Source organism: Actinomadura terrae, assembly GCF_022751215.1.
GTDB classification, from domain to species: Bacteria; Actinomycetota; Actinomycetes; order Streptosporangiales; family Streptosporangiaceae; genus Spirillospora; species Spirillospora terrae.
Map to the genome: position 1 here is coordinate 58,844 of NZ_JAICDG010000008.1, position 17,378 is coordinate 76,221.

The window sequence follows — 17,378 nt, forward strand, 5'->3', positions numbered from 1 at the left end:
CGCCTGGAAACAGGTTCCGACCGAATCACTACACGCAGGAGAAACAGCATGTCATCGAAGGTTTTTGTGGCCGGGGCGACCGGCCTGCTCGGCGGACGGATCGTCGGCTCGCTGCTCGACCAGGGCGCGTCCGTCCGGGCGCTGGTGCGGCCGGGCGAGGACGTCGGGAAGAGGGCGGCGATCGAGGCCCTCCAGGCGCGTGGCCTGGAGGTGGTCGTGGGCGACATCACCGACCCCACGGCGAAGCTGGCCGAAGCGGTCGGTGATGCCACGACGGTGATCTCGGCCGTCCAGGGCGGCCCCGACGTGATCGTGGACGGGCAGGTCAACCTCGTGCGCGCCGCCGAGAAGGCCGGTGCCGCCCGCTTCATCCCGTCCGACTTCGCCGTGGATCTGACCAAGCTGGACGACGACGACAACTTCATGATCGGTTGGCGCCGCCGGGCCGCCGCCATTTTCCGGGACGCCGACCTGGACGTGGTCTCCGTGCTCAATGGCGCCTTCTACGAGGTCATGGTCGGTTTCATGGGGATCGTGGACTGGGAGAAGGGGACGCTGTCGCACTGGGGCGACCCCGACCAGCCGCTCGACCTGACCTCCGTGTCCGACACGGCCGCCTACACCGCCGCCGTCGCGCTCGATCCGGGCGCCACCGGCACACTCCGGTTCGCCGGTGAGGTCGTCTCGTTCCGCCGGTTCCACGAGGCCGTCCAGCGCGGTTCGGGCCGGACGCTGGAACTGCGCAACCTCGGCACGGCCGACGAACTGCGCGCCGAGATCGCGCGCCAGGCCGGGCTCACCGAGAACCCGTTCGACTACGTCGCGCTTCAGTACCAGTGGTGCATGGTGAGCGGGAAGGGCAAGTTCGACACCCTGGACAACGCCAGGTACCCGCAGGTCAAGCCCGTTTCGGTGGCCGACTTCGTGCGCGCCTCGTCCTGATCGGGCGCCCGCGCCGGCGGCCCCGGCGGCCGTCGGCACGGGCACGTCTCGCAGGCGGCGCGTCAGTAATCGCTCGGGAGCCTGGCCGCGCCCGCCGGTCGGCGCACGGTGATCTCGATGAGCTTGCGGATCTCCGCCGCCGCGACGGGGACGCCTGGGGTCCGGAACGTCCAGCGCAGGAAGTCCTCGACGCTCATCGCGGGCACCTCGCCGAGGTAGGGACGGACGTAGGCGGGCGTGTCCGGTTCGCTGCGCCAGCTCTCGGCGAGCGGGCCGATGTCGACCGCGGCGTAACCGAGCAGGTCCAGCAGCTGGACGGCCTCCGCCTTGGCCGCGTCGTCGTCGCCCGCGATGGGCAGCGCGCTCCGGTCCCCGGCGCCCGCGGGCCGGGCGAGGGAGACGAGCTGGTGCGGGGTGATGGTGTTGAACGCCTTGATCACGTGGGAGCCCGCGAGGTGGCGTTGCAGGAGCGCGCTGGAGGTCAGCTCGCCGGAGTCGACTTCGGGCAGGTGGCCGTCCCGCTCCGGGTAGTAGTTCGCGGTGTCCAGCACCGTCCTGCCCGCGAGGGCCTCGGCGGGGAGCCGGTCGTAGGCCCTGAGGGGGATCGCGGCGACGACCAGGTCAGCGACGCGCGCCGCCTCCGCCGGGGTGGCGGCGCGGGCGCCCTCGCCCAGTTCGGTGACGAGGTCGGCAAGGGTCTCGGGGCCGCGCGAGTTGCTGAGCACGACCTCCAGGCCCGCCGCGAGCGCCAGCCGGGCCACGGCGGATCCGATCATTCCGCTGCCGATGAGTCCGAGTGTCCGAGGCATGGTCCGTTTCCGTTCGTCGATGATCGCTCGCCCGCCAGCCTGGAGCGGCGGCCGCCGTCCGGCCAGGTCCGTGGCGTGCCTACGCACGGGCTGATCACCCGCCGCGCGTCCTGCGTAGGGTGATGACGTGGACGACCGTGCGGAGCTGGGCGGATTCCTCAGATCGCGCCGGGCCCGGCTGCGTCCCGAGGACGTCGGGCTGCCCGACTACGGGACGGTGCGCCGCGTCGCGGGCCTGCGGCGCGAGGAGCTGGCGCGGCTGGCGGGCGTGAGCGTCGCCCACTACACCCGGCTCGAACAGGGCCGGGGCGACGCCGTCTCGGACGAGATCATCGACGCCGTGGCCGCCGCGCTGCGCCTGGACGCCGACGAGCTGGCCTACCTGCGCGCCATCGCGCGGCGCCCGCGGCCGTGCACCGTGGCCGAGGACGGCCCGGAGCTGCCCCAGAGCCTGCGCTACCTGCTGCGGTCGTTCGAGATGGCGCCCGCGCTCGCGGTCGGGCGGCACACCCAGATCGTCGGATGGAACCCGCTCGCCGTGGCGGTGTTCGGCGACTTCGCCGCGCTGCCGGAGCACCGCCGCACCCTCACCCACCTGCTGTTCGTCGAGCCCCACCTGCGGGAGCTGCACCACGCCGACTGGGAGCGGACGGCGCGCGAGCACGTCGCGCACCTGCGCGTCCTGCTCGGACGGTTTCGCGGCGACGCCGCCCTCACCTCGCACATCGACGCCATGCGCGAGCTGAGCCGCGACTTCGCCCGGCTCTGGGCGGAGCATTCGGTGGCCCGGGTCCGATCCCGCTCGTACCGGCTGCACCACCCGGTCGTCGGACACCTCACCCTGCACGGCGAACGCCTCACGCTCCCGGACGCGCCGTCCTGCGTCGGCCTGGACCTGTTCGCCGCCGAGCCGGGCTCCCCGTCCGAGAAGGCCCTGCGCGAACTCGCGAACCTGTAGCCCGGTCGGCAGGTCTGGTGCGCGGGCCAGGGGCGACCTGGTGCTGGGTACAGGGTCGAATCGGGTGTGCGACTCATGGTTCCGGCGGGGGTCCAGAATCTACCGTCGAGGTCATGAACACCGACGTCATGGTGCGGATCAGCCGGGTCAGCAAGACCTACGGCCGCCGCGACAACAGGGTGGCCGCGCTGGACGGCGTCTCGGTCACCTTCCCGGCCGGACGCTTCACCGCCGTCATGGGTCCCTCGGGATCGGGAAAGTCCACCCTGCTCCAGTGCGCCGCCGGAATCGACCGTGTCGACGACGGTGAAGTGGAGCTCGCCGGGACCGCGCTGAGCGGGCTGAGCGAGCGCGCGCTGACCAGACTGCGCCGCGACCGCGTCGGGTTCGTGTTCCAGGCGTTCAACCTCGTCCCCTCGCTCACGGCCCGGCAGAACGTCGCGCTGCCGCTGATGCTGGCGGGCAGGCGGCCGAAGCGCCAGGACGTGGACGCCGCGCTTGACCGGCTGGGCCTGGCGGAGCGGCGGCGGCACCGTCCCGGCGAGATGTCGGGCGGCCAGCAGCAGCGGGTGGCGATCGCCCGCGCGCTGGTGACGCGGCCCCAGGTGCTGTTCGCCGACGAGCCCACCGGCGCCTTGGACTCCCACTCCTCTCGGGAAGTCATGAAGCTGCTCCGCGAGCTCGTGGACCGGGAGCGGCAGACGATCGTGATGGTCACCCACGACCCCGTCGCGGCCTCGTCCGCCGACGAGGTGCTGTTCCTCGCCGACGGACGGATCGCCGGGAGCCTGGAGGCCCCGACCCCGGAACTGGTCGCCGCCCGGATCACCAAGCTTGAGGACGCGACATGATCCGGATCGCGCTGGCCACGCTGCGCAGCCGCGCGGCGAGCTACGCCGGGGCGTTCCTGGCGCTGACGCTCGGCACCGCCATCATCGCCATGACGGCCCTGACTTTGCGGGCGGTGACCTCCACCGAGTTCCACGGCCCGCAGCGGTACGCGCAGGCCCCGGCCGTGGTCACCGCGCCGGTCACGGTCACGCTGAAGGACGGCGACGGCGACCCGCGCGAGTTCCCGGTGGGCCGCCCGAGCCCGCTGCCGGAGCGGACCGTCCAGGCGCTGCCGAGTACGGGCAAGACCGTGCAGGACCGGACGTTTCCGGCGCAGCTCCCAGGCGGCCCGGACGAGCAGGTCGGCCACCCCTGGAGCACCGCCGCGTTCACCCCCTACCGGCTGGTGAAGGGGCATGCGCCCGGTTCGGCGAAGGAGATCGTCGTCGGCGGGGGTGACCCGTCGCTGGTCGGCGGGACCGTCCGGGTCGCCACCGGCGCCGGATTCGGCGACTACCGGGTCGCGGGCGTCACCGCCCCCGTGTGGTTCGAGCACGCCGTGTTCTTCGCGGACGCGGAGGCGGCACGGCTGTCGCCCGAGGTCAGCGCCGTGATCGCCTACGGCCCGGCGGCCTCGGTGCGCGCGGCGGCCCAGGGGACCGGCGCGCGGGTGCTCACCGGCGCCGACCGGCTGCTGGCCGAACGCGACCAGAACGGCGGCCGCGACCAGCTCCGCGACGCCGAGGGGATGGCCGGGACGTCGATGATGCTGGTCGCCTTCGTCGTGGTGTTCGTGGTCATCGCGACCTTCGCCTTCGTGGTCGAGCAGCGCCGCCGCGAGGTCGCGCTGCTGCGGACCGTGGGCGCGACGCCGGGGCAGGTGCGCCGGATGGTGATCGCCGAGGCGTTCCTGCTGGCCGTGCTGGCGTCGGCCCTCGGATGCGCGATCGGCGTCCCGCTGACCGGGGTGCTGCGCGGCTGGATGGTGGACCACGGCGTCGCGCCGTCCTGGCTCGCGGTGGACGCGCGTCCCGTCCCGCTGGTGATCTCGTTCTGCATGGGCCTGCTGTCGGCGGTGCTCGGCACGGCGGTGGTGTCGTGGCGGGCCGGGCGCGTCCGTCCGGCGGAGGCGCTGCGCGAGGCGGGCGGCCGGCGGCGGGCGGTCACGCCGGTGCGGCTGGTGCTCGGCGGCGTGCTGCTCGCGCTCGGCGTCCGCACGAGCGCCGGTGTCGTCGGCGGCGGCCAGGCCTCGGCGCTCAGCTTGCAGAACTACCTGTTCGTCCCGATCCTGCTGGTGGGCGGCTGCGCGCTGCTGACCCCGCTGCTGGTCCGTCCCGTGCTGGCCGTGCTGGCCTGGCCGCTGCGCCGGCTCGGCGCGGGCGCGATGGTGGTCCGCGAGGGCGTGTTGTTCGCCGGGCGCCGCACCGCCGCGATCGCCACCCCCGTGGTGCTGGCCGTCGGCCTCGGCGCCGCGCTGTTCACCGCGCAGGACGCCGCGAACGCCGCGAACGTCGCCGGTGCGCGCGCCGAGAGCAGCGCCGACTACGTCCTGGCGGCGCAGGGCGACGGCGAGATCGGCGCGGGCGTCATCGAGCAGGTGCGCGCCGTCCCGGGCGCCACGGTCGCCGTCTACACCCCCGCCGAGGTGCGGCTGAGCGGGGACGGCGACCGCTACCTGGGCACGCTGTCGGCCTTCGCCGTCGATCCGCGGGCGCTGAACGCGACGCGGCGTCCCACCGTCGTGGACGGGTCCATGGGACGGCTCGGCGGCGACTTCCTCGTCCTGGACCGGGGCAGCGCGCGTGAGTTCGGCGTCCGTACCGGCGACCGGGTGCGGGCCTGGCTGCCGGACGGCATGTCCGTGCCGCTGCGGGTGGCCGCCCAGACCCGCACCACGGTCACCGGCGAGATCGGCTACCTCCCCGCCGCCCGCACCGGCGGCGCGCGCCCGACCCGGATCGAGGTCACGGTGGCGGCGGGCGGCGACGCCTCCGCGGTCGGCGCGGCGCTGCGCGCGGCCGTGCGCGACCAGCCCGTGCGGCTGGCCACCAGCGCGGACCTGCTCGACGCGAAGCGGGCCGAGCAGCAGCGCAAGTCCAGGCTCGCCACCGGCAACGTGTTCGGGATCGCGCTCGCGTTCGCCCTGCTCGCGATCGCCAACACCCTCGTGATGGCGGCCCCCGACCGCCGCCGCGAACTGTCGGCGCTCACGCTGGCGGGCACCACCCGGCGCCAGACGCTGGCGTTCGTGGCGGCCGAGACCATGGTGGCGACGGTCGTCGGGGTGGTCCTCGCGGGCGCGGCGGCGACCGCCGTCGTGGCCGGTCAGCGGGAGGCGCTGACCAGGCTGGTGGGCGGCTTCCCGCTGACCGTCCCGTGGGCCGCCGTGCTCGCGGTCACCGCCGCCTGCGCCGCCACCGCCCTCGGCACGTCGGTGATCGCGACCCGCCTGCTCACCGGCGGACCGGCCCCGCGCGGACAGTGATCGCTGGGTCAACCGGCCCGCAGCCGCACGTCCCCCGTGTTGCTGCGGGCCTCCAGCGTGGACGGGGACGCGGCGTCCTCCGGGATCGTGACGTCACGCTGGCCCGAGATGGTGGCGGCGCCAATCCGGTACCGGCCTGGGGGAACGGTCATCTGAACGTCGCCGGTGTTGGTGGTCGCGCCCGCCCAGCCCGGCGCGGCGGCGAACGCCAGGGTGACGTCGCCGGTGTTGGTCCGCGCGTCCACGCTCGGCGAACGCAGCGCCGCGGCGGTCACCGCGCCCGAGTTCGTCGTCGCCCGGACGCGGCCCCGGACGTCCCGCAGGTCCAGATCGCCGCTGCCGGACGTCCAGGACACCGCGCCGGTCAGCCCGGCCACCGTGACCTCGCCCGAGTCGGCGCGCGCCTCGACCTCGGCGGCCGCCGGAACCCGGAGGACGTACCGCGCCCCGCAGCGCGTGACGCGCTTGCCGTTCCCGTCGCGGCACACGCCGCTGAGCCGGAGCCGGTCCCCCTCCCAGACCTCCTTCAGGTCGAGGACCCGCCCGTCCACAGACCGCCGCTCGACGTCGACGCGGCCGTCCCCGCCCGCCGCGATCAGCACGTGACCGCTGTCGAAGTCCACGACCACCCTGGTCACAGCGTGGATTCGCGAGTACCGAACGGTCTGCCGCGATGGCTCGTCGGAACCGCTCAGCCACACCCGTCCGCCGACGACCCCCACGCCCAGCAGCGCGACGGTGGCGGCTCCCCCGAACGCGATCCAGGCGTTGCGCAGGAGGGTCATCGCTCACTCACCGCTGAGGAACCTCAGCACGGCCAGCACCCGGCGGTGCTCCTGCGGCGTCCCGGGCAGGTCGAACTTGGCGAAGATCCCCGCGACGTGCTTGGCGACGGCGCTCTCGCTCACCACCAGCTCCTCGGCGATCCCGCCGTTGGACCGGCCCTCCGCCATCAGCCGCAGCACGTCGTGCTCGCGCGGGGTCAGCCGGTCGAGCGGGCCGTCGCTGCGGCTCAGCAGCTGCGACACGACCTCCGGGTCGATCGCGGTCCCGCCCCCGGCGACCCGCCGCACCGTGGCGAGGAACTCCTCCATGTCCGCGACCCGGTCCTTCAGCAGGTAGCCGAAGCCGCTGGTGTCGCCTCGCAGCAGCTGTGCGGCGTGCCGCTCCTCGACGTACTGCGACAGCACCAGGACGCTCGGCCGAGGCCCGCCCTCCCGCAGTTTCAGCGCGGCGCGCAGCCCCTCGTCGGTGTGGGTGGGCGGCATCCGCACGTCCACGACCACCAGGTCGGGATCGTGCTGGGCGACCGCCTCCAGCAGCGCATCGGCGTCGGCCACCGCAGCGACGACGGTCAGGCCGCCGAGCTCCAGCAGCCGGACGAGGCCCTCGCGCAGCAGGAACGAGTCTTCGGCGATCACAATGCGCATGGCAGTTCCACGGTCAGGCGGGTCGGGCCGCCGGTCGGACTGGACAGGGACAGCGTGCCGTCAACCGAGGCGACCCGGCGGGACAGCCCGGCCAGGCCGCTGCCGCGCGCCGTGTCGGCACCGCCGTGCCCGTCGTCGGCGACGGTCAGCACGACCCGGCCGTCCTTTTGCGCGAGGTTCACCTCGGCGCGGGACGCACCGGAGTGCTTGACGACGTTGGTGAGCGCCTCGGAGACGACGAAGTAGGCGACCGACTCCAGCGCAGGGGCGAGCCGTTCGGGCAGGTCGACCCGGACGTCCACGGGGACCGGCGTCCGCCCCGCGAGCCCGGACAGCGCCGCGTCGAGCCCCAGCTCGTCCAGCACGGCGGGATGCAGGTCGCGGATGAAGCCGCGCAGCTCGGTCAGCGCCAGCTTCGCCTCCTCGTGCGAACCGGCGATGATCTCCCGGGCGGGCTCGGGGAGGTCCTTGAGCATCGCGCGGGCGATGCCGAGGTTCATCGCCAGCGACACCAGCCGCTGCTGCGCGCCGTCGTGCAGGTCGCGCTCGATCCGGCGGCGCTCGGCGTCGGCGGCCTCGACCGCGGCGGCCCGGCTCGCGGCCAGCCCGGACACCCGGCGGTCCAGCGCGGCGCGCTCCTGCCGCCGCGTCGGGCCGAGGAACGCGCGCGCCACCGCCAGGTCGGCCCGTGCCAGGGCGGTGGCCAGCGCGGGGGCGAGCAGGAGGAGCAGCAGCCCCGTGACCGTCGTCGCGGCGACGGCGAGGGGCGCGCGCGGGTTCCAGCCGAGCGGCCCGTCCGGCGGCAGCGTCCAGGCGTGGACGGGCGCGGACGCGAGCAGCAGCCCCCCGCTCCAGGCCGCGCCGACCAGCGTCGCCATGCCGATCGCGACCGGCCCGGCCACGAAGTGGTAGCCGACCTGGCGCCAGGCCCCGGCGGTGAAGGGCCAGCGCCACCAGGACGGACCCGGACGGCTCCCCGCGGGATCGACGCCGGTGAAGACCGTGACCCTGGAGCGTTGCAACACGACACAGCCGCGCACCACCGCCAGGATGACGACCAGCGCCAACACCGGCGCGACGACCGACCGCGCGAGCTCGATGCCGACCGCGATCGGCATCGCGACGGCGGCCAGGCCCGCGAGCCCCACCGCGCCGCCCGCCGCGACCTGCGCCGTCGCGAGCCAGGTGGCGGCCCTGATCGGCGACCTGCACCACGCCCCGATCCCCGCCCGCGTCGGGAACCCCCGCGGCATCACGACCACAGCCGCCACGCTATCCGACACCCGGGTCCGGGATCAGCTCGCGATCAGCTGCTCGGGATCGGACGCCTCGTCCGCGGGCGCGACGGAGGCCCTGGAACGCGGCAGAACAAGGCTGACCAGCAGCCCGACGACCATCCCCGCCGCCGTCAGCAGCACCACGACCAGCTCGCCGTGGGCGGTGGCCGTGCGCAGCGCCTCGCCCGCCTTGCCCTCGGTGCCGATGTCGGCGAGCGCGGTGAACACGGCCAGGCCGATGGCGTTCCCGATGTTGAGGGCGGTGGAGTTGATGCCGTTGGCGACGCCCTGCTCGTGCGCGGCGGTGCCGGTGGCGGCGGCGATCCACATCGCCGTCCAGACGACGCCCTGCCCGACGCCTGAGACGATCAGCCCCGGCACCAGCAGGCCGTAACCGGCGTCCGCGCCGAAGCCGACCGCCATGACCGCCGTGCCGGCGGCCCCGACCGCGAAGCCGATCAGCAGGGTCGTGCGCAGGCCGATCCGGGTCGTCAGCCGCTCGCCGAGCTGCGTGCCGGTGGCGATCGCCACCGAGGGGACCAGGAAGGCCAGCCCGGTTTGCAGGGCGCTGTAGCCGTGCACGCTCTGCATGAGCACGGTCAGGAAGTACGGCAGCACACCGAAGGTCGCCATGTAGATGAACGTGACGCTGAGCCCCACGGTCAGGCTCCGGTTGCGGAACAGCCGGAACGGCATGAGCGGATCGGCGCTGCGCCGCTCGATGGTCGCGAACGCCGCCAGCAGCACGGCGGCCAGCACGAACGCGCCGATCACCAGCGGGCTCGCCCACCCCTCCTCCGGGCCCTCCACCAGGGCGAACACCAGCAGCGTCGCGCCCGTGGTGGCGGTCAGCGAGCCGGGCAGGTCAAAGCGCCGCCGCTGCCCGCCGGACGGGTCGCGCGGGATCACCGCCAGCGCGGCCAGCGCCACGAGACCGGCCAGCGGCACGTTGACGTAGAAGACGGCGGGCCAGCCGAAGTTCTCGGTCAGCACGCCGCCGAGCAGCGCGCCGATCGTCAGGCCGCTGGCCCCGGCGCCGCCCCAGACCGCCAGCGCCCGGTTGCGCTGCGGCCCCTCGGCGAACAACGTGTTGATCAGCGACAGCGTGGACGGCAGCAGCAGCGCGCCGCCGATCCCCTGCACCGCCCGCGCCACGATGATCGCGGCGGGGGACGGTGCCAGCCCTCCGGCCAGCGACGAGACGGCGTACAGGGCCAGCGCGAGCACGAAGACGCGGCGGCGGCCCAGCAGGTCGGCCGCGCGGCCGCCGAACAGCAGGAACCCGCCCGCGAACACCACGTAGGCGCTCACCACCAGCTGCTGGGTCTGACCGGGAAAGCCCAGGTCGGCCCCGATCTCGGGAAGCGCGACGAACACGATGTTGAGATCCAGCGCGTAGATCAGTTGCGCGAGCGCGAGCAGCGCCAGCGTCCAGCCCAACCGCGGCTGCCTCGTTACAGCGGACATAGCTGAGGACACCCTCCAGAGCGACAGAACGATCGTACGAATACTCACGTACAATCGTACGAAGATGCAAGGGTCAATTGTTCGACTGTCGCGCTACGGTGGGACCATGAGGTACCGCCACCCGGACCGCGACCAGATCCGTATCGACGGGGTGCTCACGGCGCTCGGCCACCCGGTGCGGCTGGCCGCCGTCCGCGTGCTGGACGGCGACGACGAGCGCAACTGCGGCAGCGTGCTCGCCGAACTGGGCATCGCGGCCAAATCCACCATGACCCACCACTGGCGCGTGCTCCGCGACAGCGGCGTGATCATCCAGGAGCCGTCCGGCCGCGAGAACCTGCTGACCCTGCGCCGCGACGACCTGGACGCCCGCTACCCGGGCCTGCTGGACGCCATCCTCGCCGGCGCCCGCACCGACGAGACCACCCCCTGACCCGGGCGTTGCTACGCGACGACCTCAGCCGTCACGCGGGCGTGTAGCTGACCGGTGTCACGGCCGGGAGCCGCCAGGCGAGCGGCCGTGGGCCGGGACCTCGATCAACAGAGCGCGGTGGTCGGAGACCTCGGGTTCGGCCACGATCTCGAACCGCTCCACCCCGGCGGGGTCGGAGACCAGCAGGTAACCGGCGTGCCTTAGCGGCTTGGCGTAGCGGGAGGTCCTGGTGTCGGCGGTGCCGACCAGGTCCGTCAGCCCGATCTCGGCGAGGATCTGGAAGGTCTTGCTGTCCGGGAGCAGGTTGAAGTCACCGCACACCACGGTCATGTCACCGTCGTGGCGCGCTTCCCCGACGAGGTCCGCGAGCCGTTCGGCCTGCGCGTGCCGGGCCGGGGTGTCGACCTTCCCGCGCGGGTCGCGCAAACCGTGGAGGTTGACCACGGTGACGAACCGCTCGGCCTGCCGGTCGTACACGCGCACGGCCAGCGCGGCGCGGGCCCGCCCGTCGGTCGGCCACTGGTCGCGATGCTCGGTGTAGTCACCGTGCACGAACGCCGAACGCATGCCGACCACGGGAAGGGACTCGGCGACGAAGGTGGCCACCCCGAAGTCCTGCCGGTGCCGCCACCCTTCGTGATCTTGAACGGGCCCCGCGTCGCTCACCGCGAACAGCCCATGGTGGCGCGGGAGCCGGGAGCGGACGTCCGCCAGGAGATTCGCCCGCTGGGGCAGTGACCGGTCGGCGTCGTCGAAACGCGTCCAGCCGCCGAGCCCCGGGGTGTGGGTGATCTCCTGCAAGCACAGGACGTCGGCGCCGCACGTGTCGAGCCAGGGCGCGAGCTCGTCGAACATCGCGCCGCCCCAGGCGTTGAGGGAGATGATCCGCACGTGCACCAAATTTAGATCCACCATCCCGACCAGGCCAAACGTATTTACTTGACCTCAAGGCGGGTCGAGGTTGGAGGGTGGGCGGCATGCGAGCGATCATGGCGGCCCGGTTCGGTGCGCCCGACGTCCTGGAACCGGTCGAACTGCCGGGGGACGGCTCGCCGTCGTGGACATGGCGCGGCTGCCGGAATTCTGGACCCACACTCCCCGGCGGGTGACACATGTGCTGAACGAGGTGGCAGCGGGACAGTTGGCCCCGGTCATCGGCCAGAGTTACCCCTTGGCGGAGGCCGCCGCCGCGCACGCCGATATTGAGGTGCGACGCTTCACCGGTAAATCCTTGCTGCTGACATAGTCGATTACAGGGCGCAGAGGAGGCGGAGGGCCGACTCGGACGCGGAGTCGGGCTCGGCGGCGAAGACGGCCAGGCGCTGGTCGGGCTGCTCCTGCAAGCGGAACACCTCTTCGGCGAGTTTCATCTCTCCCACCAGCGGATGCCAGAACGTCACCTTCACCGAATGGCAGTCCCGGACCAGGTGGCGCGCCCACAGCGCCGCGAATTCCGTGTTCTTCATGGCCAGTTCGCCGACCAGTTCCGTGAGCGCCGGGTCGTCCGGCCATTGTCCGGCGGCCTTGCGCAGGTAGGCCACGGTGTCGCGGGCCTTGGCGGGCCAGTCGGCGTACAGGTCCCGGGTGTGCGGCTCCAGGAACACCAGGCGGGCCATGTTGGGACGGTCGGCGGGGCGGTCCGGAGCGTCCAGGGCGAGGTGGGGGGCCAGCAGCGCGTGGGCGGGACGGTTCCAGGCCAGAATGTCGGCGGCCCTGCCTAGGATGAGCGCGGGGTTGACGTCCATCGACCGCAGGACGGCGAGCGTGGCGGGGCGCACGCGCTCGGGGCGGTAGCGGCGCACGCCCTTGCGCGGCGGCCTGGCCAGGCCGCGCAGGTGGGCCTGCTCTTCGTCGTCCAGGCGCAGGGCCCGCCCGATCGCGTCGAGGACGGTGTCCGAGGCGTTGACGCTCTGCCCCTGCTCCAACCGGGTGTAGTACGCGACGCTCACCCCGGCGAGCTGGGCGAGCTCCTCCCGCCGCAGCCCCGGGACGCGGCGCCGCGTCCCGTGCGGGGCCAGGCCGGCGTCCTCGGGGGTGAGCCGGTCGCGGCGCACGCGGAGGAACCGGCCCAATTCCGTACTCGCACCCATAGAGGCATCATGCCTGCTGGACGCGGCGCCAGCCTGACCCTGTCAGGCGTAGGAAAAAGGGGTGGCTGGGTAAGCGCGGGCGCCGTCGGCACGCTCGGGTGGCATGACCACGCGCATCGACGCCCCGCCCGTCCGCATGGGCGCGCGCCACAGGGTGGTGCTGACGCTCCTGCTCGGCACCCAGTTCATGCTGGCCGCCGACTTCTCGATCTTCAACGTCGCGCTGCCCGCCGTGGGCCGGGGCGTCGGCCTCGGCCTCGGCACGTTGCAGTGGGTCGCCACCGCCTACGCCCTGCCCGCCGCGGGGTTCACGCTGCTGTTCGGACGGGTCGCCGACCTCGCGGGCCGCCGCAGGATGCTGCTGATCGGCCTCGGCCTGCTGACGCTCGCCTCCGTCTTCGGCGGGACGGCCCACACGCCCGCCGCGCTGCTGTCGGCCCGCGCCGTCCAGGGGCTGTCCACCGCGATCGCCGCCCCCGCCGCGCTGTCGCTGATCACCACGACGTTCCCCGAGGGGCCGCTGCGCGCGCGGGCGCTCGGGCTCAACGGTGCGATCACGGCGGCCGGGTTCACCTGCGGCGCGCTGCTCGGCGGGCTGCTGACCGGGTTCTGGAGCTGGCGCTGGGCGTTCCTGATCAACGTGCCGGTCGCGCTGGTCATCCTCGTCGCGGTGCTCCGCCTGGTCCCTGAGGGGCGCGGGCGCACGTCCCGGCTCGACCTGCCCGGCGCGATCACCGTCACGCTCGGCCTGCTGGCCCTGGTGTGGGGCGCCACGACCGGCGGCGTCGCGCGCTGGGCACTGGTGCCCGCCGCCGTCCTGCTGGCCGCGTTCTGGTTCGTCGAACTGCGCAGCCCCGATCCGCTGGCGCCCGTGCACATCCTGCGGCGGCGGACGGTCGGCCTCGGCGTCCTCGGCGGGCTGACCACGGTCAGCATGGCCACCGGCGCGACGTTCCTGATGACGATCCATTTGCAGGACACGCTCGGCCTTTCCGCCGCGCCGACCGGGCTCGCGTTCGGCGCCGCCGGGCTCCTCGCGCTGGCCGGAGGCGCGGTCGCGCCCCGCCTCATCGGCCCGATGGACGCGTCCGGCGTCCTGGCCCTGGGACTGGCCGTCCAGGGGCTGTCCGCCGCCGGACTGCTCGTCGCCGGGAACGCCTGGTGGGTGGTGGCGGCCCTGGCGGCCTGCTACTTCGGGAACATGGTGGCGGTCGTTGCGTATATCGTCACCGTCACATCCGGCCTACCCGACCATGAGCAGGGTCTGGCCACCGGGTTGAGCGCGATGGCCCAGCAGGTCGGCATGACCATCGGAATCCCGCTGCTCAGCAGCATCGCCACCACGCCGTCGGGCGTCCACCCGGCCGTGGCCGTGAACGCCGTAGTGACGGTGACCGCGGCCATCCTGATCTGGCTGCTGAGCCGTACGCGGCGTCAGTCGTCGACGTCGACGCCGTAGCCGCGGGCCAGTTCGTCCAGGCCGTGGTCGTAGCCCTGGCCCAGCGCGCGCAGCCGCCAGAACGGGCCGCGCCGGTAGACCTCGGCCAGCAGCATCGTGCGCTCGGTGGTTCCGGCGTCGAGGGTGGCACGTGCCAGCGGGGCCTCGCTGCTGCCGGGCGCGACGCCGATCTCCACCGCGCCGACCGTGCCGAACGTCGCGGTGCCGTCGATGGCGGCCGCGATGACGACCCGGTGGACGGCCGGGGGGAGGTGCGCGGTGTCGATGGTGATCGACTGTTCGGCGGGGCCGTCCGCGGAGAGCGTGATGGTCCCGCCGGGCGCCTCGGTGGCGCCGTAGAAGACGAAGTCCTCGTCGCGGGAGACCTGCTCGTCGCCGTCCAGCGCGAAGGCGACGAGGTCGATGTCGCAGGTCACGCGGTGTTCCCATGTCGCGGTGACGGCCCATGTCCGGGAGGTGGGCGGCAGGTCGGCGGCGCCGCCTCGCGGCAGGACGAGGATCGCGGCCTCCTCCGGTGCCACCGTGCGCGGCTTCGGGGCCCGCAGCCAGCCTTCGTCATGGACGGGCAGGTCGAGCGAGCGGACCCGGGGCATGCGCCGGTCGCGTTCTCCGCCGGGGAGCATGACGATATCGGTGACGCTGCTGGAAAGGTTGACGGCGGCCGAGCCTCCGAGTTCGGTGACCCGGTTCCGTATCGACGCGGCCTGCGGATGCGTTCCGCCCAGAACGAGGACGCGCCGTCCGGTCAAAGCTTTCGCGGGACGCGCAGAAGGCTCGGGCTGTTTCGGAGCGGCGGCGGGCGGCGGCCTTTCGAGTTCGTGCGGGACGCCGGAGCGAACGTCCTGCAACAGGCGCATGAATGTCGGCTCGTCAATGACCGGAACGCCTTCGGCGGCGGCACGCTGCCCTTTCGCACTCGACGTCTTCGGGTCATTGGTGACCAGCGCGCTCGTGTAGCGGCTGACCGTCGACATCATGTTCAGCCCGGCCGCCGAGGCCTTGGCGGCCAACTCGGTTCGAGGCGTTCGGGTGTCGCCGGTGATCGCCACCTTCATTCCCTGGACGAGTGGCCCGCCGGGCGCGAGGCGTCCCGGATTGCGATAGGCGCAGGGAACCTTGGGCATACGAGCCGGATACCGATTGCGGGTGGTGGTGTGTCGGGGCGGGCAGGCCACCAGCGGAAGGCTGAGGCCAAGGCGGGCCGCGGCGGTCAGCGAGCCCCGCAGTACCCCGGCGAGGACGCGGGTGTCGTCCTCCGCGTCGTGCGCCTTGCGCTGGACGATACCGTAATGAGCAGCCAATGTCCCCAGCCGCATGTTCGGTGTGGGAGGGGACAGCCGGCGGTTCAGGGCCAGCGTGCACAGCCGTTTCTCGACCGGCAGGGGCAGCCCGGCGCGGACGAACTCGTGCGCCAGGAAGTCGTAGTCGAAGCGCGCGTTGTGGGCGACCATCACGCGGCCCTGGAGAAGGGCGGCGATCCGGGCCGCGATCTGCTCGAAGCGGGGGGAGCCCGCGAGCCGTTCCGCCGTGAGCCCGTGGACGTGGACCGGCCCGGGATCGCAGCCGGGATTCAGCAGGGACGAGAACTCCCCGGTCACCTCACCCTCGGAATTGATCGTCAGCAGGGCGACGGCCAGTACCCGGTCCTCGGCGGGCCGGAACCCGGAGGTCTCCACATCTACCAAGGCCCAGTCGGAGGGATAACCCAGCATGGCGGTGCGCGTTCCACCCGTCGTATTCGGCGTACGAGAGCACCACATCCTAATTGCGTGGTCGGCGACGCGCCCAGCCCATTGAGTTGCCTCATCCGGCCATGACGACCCCCCGGGGCCGCGGCGGGCTCGATATGCCCTTCTTCTAGTGTTTTGTACGGGCGTGACCGAGATAGGTGACCAGCGGCTTGCCCTTTGGTTCGAGGACGAAGTCCGTCATTTCCTTGACGGCCCGATCGTCGACCTTTCCGCGCCGCCGCGCGATGGTGGCCTTGACCAGGTCGAGGACGTTCTTCGGCTTGAAGGGGCAGATGTCCTCGTTCGCCAGCCCGTGGGCGGCCAGGGCGGACGCGACCTCGGCGGGGGTGCGCAGGCGGGCGGCGGTGTAGCGGCCGCGCGGCATGATCCGGGTCTGCGGCAGCGCCTGGAAGGCGCCCAGATAGATCAGCCGGGAGACCGGCGTCCGGTTGACCGTGTCGTAGAACAGGACTCCGTCCGGGCTCAGCAGCCTCGCCGCGTGCGCGACGACCCGGTCGAAATCGTCGGTGATCTCGAAGGTGTCGGCGTAGAACAGGACGTCGAAGGACGCGCCGTCCAGCCCGGGGTTCTCGGCGCGGGCGGTCATGTACTGGACGGCCCCGGTGCCCGACTCCTCCGCCATCGCGGTCGCCTCCGGGGACGGGTCCAGCGCGACGACGTTCAGGCCGAGCCGGGCCAGCCCCTCGGCGAGGAGGCCGCGTCCGCTGCCGATGACCAGGGCCGTCCGTCCGGAAGGGGCGATCTTGTGGCGGTTCAGGACGGAGGTCACGTACTCCAGCCGGACGTCCTGGAAGGTGAGGGCCCGGATGTGGCGGCCGTCGATGGCACCGGCCGCGCGCGAGTCGAGTTCGATGGTCGGTCCCATGACACTCCTCCGAGTCAGTTTCTTTAGGAGACTCATCATAGTCTCCCTAGGGAACTCGTAGTCTTGGGGGTGTGACCAGGACCCCGCTCTCCGACGTCGCCTGCTCGATCGCGCGCGCCACCGACCTGTTCGCGGACGCGTGGACGGCGCTCATCATGCGAGACGTCGTGCTCGGCGTGACCCGCTTCGACGACCTCGCCCGCGACCTCGGCATCTCGCGCAAGATCCTGACCGCCCGGCTGTCCCGCCTGGTCGAGGAGGGTGTGCTGATCCGCGAGCGCTACCAGGACCATCCGCCGCGCGAGCACTATCTGGCGACCGAGAAGGGCAAGGAGCTGTATCCCGTCCTGCTCGCGCTGATGCGCTGGGGCGACCGTTGGTACGGAGAGTCCGGGCCACCGGTGCGCGTCCACCACCTGGAATGCGGACACGACACTCAAGCCATTACCGCGTGCGCCTATTGCGGCAACGAACTCACCGTCGACAACACGACCCAGCTGCCGGGCCCCGGCGGGCGCATCGGCCCGGGGACCCAGGTGATCGGCCCGCTGATCGCCGCTCGCCGCGCCGCGCCCTGACGA

General features: G+C 73.0%; 17 protein-coding genes. 8 read left to right on the top strand and 9 right to left on the bottom strand.

Annotated elements, in window-relative coordinates; translation table 11 throughout:
- Positions 1–48 precede the first annotated feature (48 nt).
- The gene (locus K2F47_RS36460; RefSeq protein ID WP_242910769.1) at positions 49–942 is read left to right on the top strand and encodes an NmrA family NAD(P)-binding protein; all 894 of its coding nucleotides are present in this window, start codon (positions 49–51) and stop codon (positions 940–942) included.
- Between the two features lie 62 nt (positions 943–1,004).
- On the opposite strand, the gene K2F47_RS36465 is transcribed toward K2F47_RS36460, so the two are convergent.
- Positions 1,005–1,751 carry an NADPH-dependent F420 reductase gene (locus tag K2F47_RS36465; RefSeq protein ID WP_242910770.1) on the bottom strand — a complete coding sequence of 249 codons (747 nt, stop codon included), beginning with the start codon at positions 1,749–1,751 and terminating at the stop codon, positions 1,005–1,007.
- A gap of 127 nt (positions 1,752–1,878) precedes the next feature.
- On the opposite strand from K2F47_RS36465, the gene K2F47_RS36470 reads away from it, so the two are divergent.
- From K2F47_RS36470 to K2F47_RS36480, 3 genes are all read left to right on the top strand, one after another.
- The gene (locus K2F47_RS36470) at positions 1,879–2,709 is read left to right on the top strand and encodes a helix-turn-helix domain-containing protein (protein ID WP_242910772.1); all 831 of its coding nucleotides are present in this window, start codon (positions 1,879–1,881) and stop codon (positions 2,707–2,709) included.
- 113 nt (positions 2,710–2,822) lie between these two features.
- Positions 2,823–3,560, top strand: coding sequence for an ABC transporter ATP-binding protein (locus K2F47_RS36475; RefSeq protein WP_242910774.1), 738 nt, complete (start codon positions 2,823–2,825; stop codon positions 3,558–3,560).
- The gene (locus tag K2F47_RS36480; protein ID WP_242910775.1) at positions 3,557–6,025 is read left to right on the top strand and encodes an FtsX-like permease family protein; all 2,469 of its coding nucleotides are present in this window, start codon (positions 3,557–3,559) and stop codon (positions 6,023–6,025) included. Before K2F47_RS36475 ends, K2F47_RS36480 begins: the two co-directional genes overlap by 4 nt.
- 8 nt (positions 6,026–6,033) lie before the next feature.
- On the opposite strand, the gene K2F47_RS36485 is transcribed toward K2F47_RS36480, so the two are convergent.
- From K2F47_RS36485 to K2F47_RS36500, 4 genes are read right to left on the bottom strand one after another with little or no spacing between them, the layout of a single operon-like run.
- Entirely contained in the window at positions 6,034–6,810 is a 777-nt protein-coding gene (locus tag K2F47_RS36485; protein WP_242910776.1) for a DUF4097 family beta strand repeat-containing protein, read from the bottom strand.
- A 3-nt stretch (positions 6,811–6,813) separates the two neighbouring features.
- A complete protein-coding gene (locus K2F47_RS36490) occupies positions 6,814–7,455 on the bottom strand; it encodes a response regulator transcription factor (RefSeq protein WP_242910777.1) in 642 nt (213 codons plus the stop codon).
- Complete coding sequence (locus tag K2F47_RS36495; RefSeq protein WP_242911080.1) at positions 7,443–8,708, bottom strand: sensor histidine kinase; 1,266 nt, start codon at positions 8,706–8,708, stop codon at positions 7,443–7,445. The genes K2F47_RS36490 and K2F47_RS36495 overlap by 13 nt, the downstream gene beginning before the upstream one ends.
- A gap of 42 nt (positions 8,709–8,750) precedes the next feature.
- Positions 8,751–10,199, bottom strand: coding sequence for an MFS transporter (locus K2F47_RS36500; RefSeq protein ID WP_242910778.1), 1,449 nt, complete (start codon positions 10,197–10,199; stop codon positions 8,751–8,753).
- A gap of 106 nt (positions 10,200–10,305) precedes the next feature.
- On the opposite strand from K2F47_RS36500, the gene K2F47_RS36505 reads away from it, so the two are divergent.
- A complete protein-coding gene (locus tag K2F47_RS36505) occupies positions 10,306–10,632 on the top strand; it encodes an ArsR/SmtB family transcription factor (protein WP_242910779.1) in 327 nt (108 codons plus the stop codon).
- A 57-nt stretch (positions 10,633–10,689) separates the two neighbouring features.
- Here the strand turns inward: K2F47_RS36505 and K2F47_RS36510 are convergent, their stop codons facing one another.
- On the bottom strand, positions 10,690–11,523 hold the full coding sequence (locus tag K2F47_RS36510) for an endonuclease/exonuclease/phosphatase family protein (RefSeq protein ID WP_242910780.1): 834 nt from the start codon (positions 11,521–11,523) through the stop codon (positions 10,690–10,692).
- A 70-nt stretch (positions 11,524–11,593) separates the two neighbouring features.
- Here K2F47_RS36510 and K2F47_RS36515 point away from each other — a divergent pair, with 70 nt between their 5' ends.
- On the top strand, positions 11,594–11,878 hold the full coding sequence (locus K2F47_RS36515) for a zinc-binding dehydrogenase (RefSeq protein WP_242910782.1): 285 nt from the start codon (positions 11,594–11,596) through the stop codon (positions 11,876–11,878).
- A gap of 4 nt (positions 11,879–11,882) precedes the next feature.
- Here K2F47_RS36515 and K2F47_RS36520 read toward each other — a convergent pair whose 3' ends face one another.
- Positions 11,883–12,722, bottom strand: coding sequence for a helix-turn-helix transcriptional regulator (locus K2F47_RS36520; protein WP_242910784.1), 840 nt, complete (start codon positions 12,720–12,722; stop codon positions 11,883–11,885).
- Positions 12,723–12,825: 103 nt separating this feature from the next.
- Between K2F47_RS36520 and K2F47_RS36525 the strand changes: the two genes are divergently transcribed.
- Entirely contained in the window at positions 12,826–14,181 is a 1,356-nt protein-coding gene (locus K2F47_RS36525; protein WP_242910785.1) for an MFS transporter, read from the top strand.
- Here K2F47_RS36525 and K2F47_RS36530 read toward each other — a convergent pair.
- Both K2F47_RS36530 and K2F47_RS36535 read right to left on the bottom strand, forming a co-directional pair.
- Positions 14,157–15,893 carry a DEDDh family exonuclease gene (locus tag K2F47_RS36530; RefSeq protein ID WP_242910787.1) on the bottom strand — a complete coding sequence of 579 codons (1,737 nt, stop codon included), beginning with the start codon at positions 15,891–15,893 and terminating at the stop codon, positions 14,157–14,159. The genes K2F47_RS36525 and K2F47_RS36530 overlap by 25 nt on opposite strands.
- A 145-nt stretch (positions 15,894–16,038) precedes the next feature.
- Positions 16,039–16,797 carry a methyltransferase domain-containing protein gene (locus K2F47_RS36535; RefSeq protein WP_242910789.1) on the bottom strand — a complete coding sequence of 253 codons (759 nt, stop codon included), beginning with the start codon at positions 16,795–16,797 and terminating at the stop codon, positions 16,039–16,041.
- A 71-nt stretch (positions 16,798–16,868) separates the two neighbouring features.
- Here K2F47_RS36535 and K2F47_RS36540 point away from each other — a divergent pair, with 71 nt between their 5' ends.
- The gene (locus K2F47_RS36540; protein ID WP_242910790.1) at positions 16,869–17,375 is read left to right on the top strand and encodes a winged helix-turn-helix transcriptional regulator; all 507 of its coding nucleotides are present in this window, start codon (positions 16,869–16,871) and stop codon (positions 17,373–17,375) included.
- The last annotated feature ends 3 nt before the right edge of the window (positions 17,376–17,378 follow it).

Excerpts from the sequence above, each read along its gene's own strand:
- K2F47_RS36460 (WP_242910769.1), top strand. The coding sequence starts at position 49 with ATGTCATCGAAGGTTTTTGTGGCCGGGGCGACCGGCCTGCTCGGCGGA.
- K2F47_RS36465 (WP_242910770.1), bottom strand. The coding sequence starts at position 1,751 with ATGCCTCGGACACTCGGACTCATCGGCAGCGGAATGATCGGATCCGCC.
- K2F47_RS36475 (WP_242910774.1), top strand. The coding sequence starts at position 2,823 with ATGAACACCGACGTCATGGTGCGGATCAGCCGGGTCAGCAAGACCTAC.
- K2F47_RS36480 (WP_242910775.1), top strand. The coding sequence starts at position 3,557 with ATGATCCGGATCGCGCTGGCCACGCTGCGCAGCCGCGCGGCGAGCTAC.
- K2F47_RS36485 (WP_242910776.1), bottom strand. The coding sequence starts at position 6,810 with ATGACCCTCCTGCGCAACGCCTGGATCGCGTTCGGGGGAGCCGCCACC.
- K2F47_RS36490 (WP_242910777.1), bottom strand. The coding sequence starts at position 7,455 with ATGCGCATTGTGATCGCCGAAGACTCGTTCCTGCTGCGCGAGGGCCTC.
- K2F47_RS36495 (WP_242911080.1), bottom strand. The coding sequence starts at position 8,708 with ATGCCGCGGGGGTTCCCGACGCGGGCGGGGATCGGGGCGTGGTGCAGG.
- K2F47_RS36500 (WP_242910778.1), bottom strand. The coding sequence starts at position 10,199 with ATGTCCGCTGTAACGAGGCAGCCGCGGTTGGGCTGGACGCTGGCGCTG.
- K2F47_RS36505 (WP_242910779.1), top strand. The coding sequence starts at position 10,306 with ATGAGGTACCGCCACCCGGACCGCGACCAGATCCGTATCGACGGGGTG.
- K2F47_RS36520 (WP_242910784.1), bottom strand. The coding sequence starts at position 12,722 with ATGGGTGCGAGTACGGAATTGGGCCGGTTCCTCCGCGTGCGCCGCGAC.
- K2F47_RS36525 (WP_242910785.1), top strand. The coding sequence starts at position 12,826 with ATGACCACGCGCATCGACGCCCCGCCCGTCCGCATGGGCGCGCGCCAC.
- K2F47_RS36530 (WP_242910787.1), bottom strand. The coding sequence starts at position 15,893 with ATGCTGGGTTATCCCTCCGACTGGGCCTTGGTAGATGTGGAGACCTCC.
- K2F47_RS36535 (WP_242910789.1), bottom strand. The coding sequence starts at position 16,797 with ATGGGACCGACCATCGAACTCGACTCGCGCGCGGCCGGTGCCATCGAC.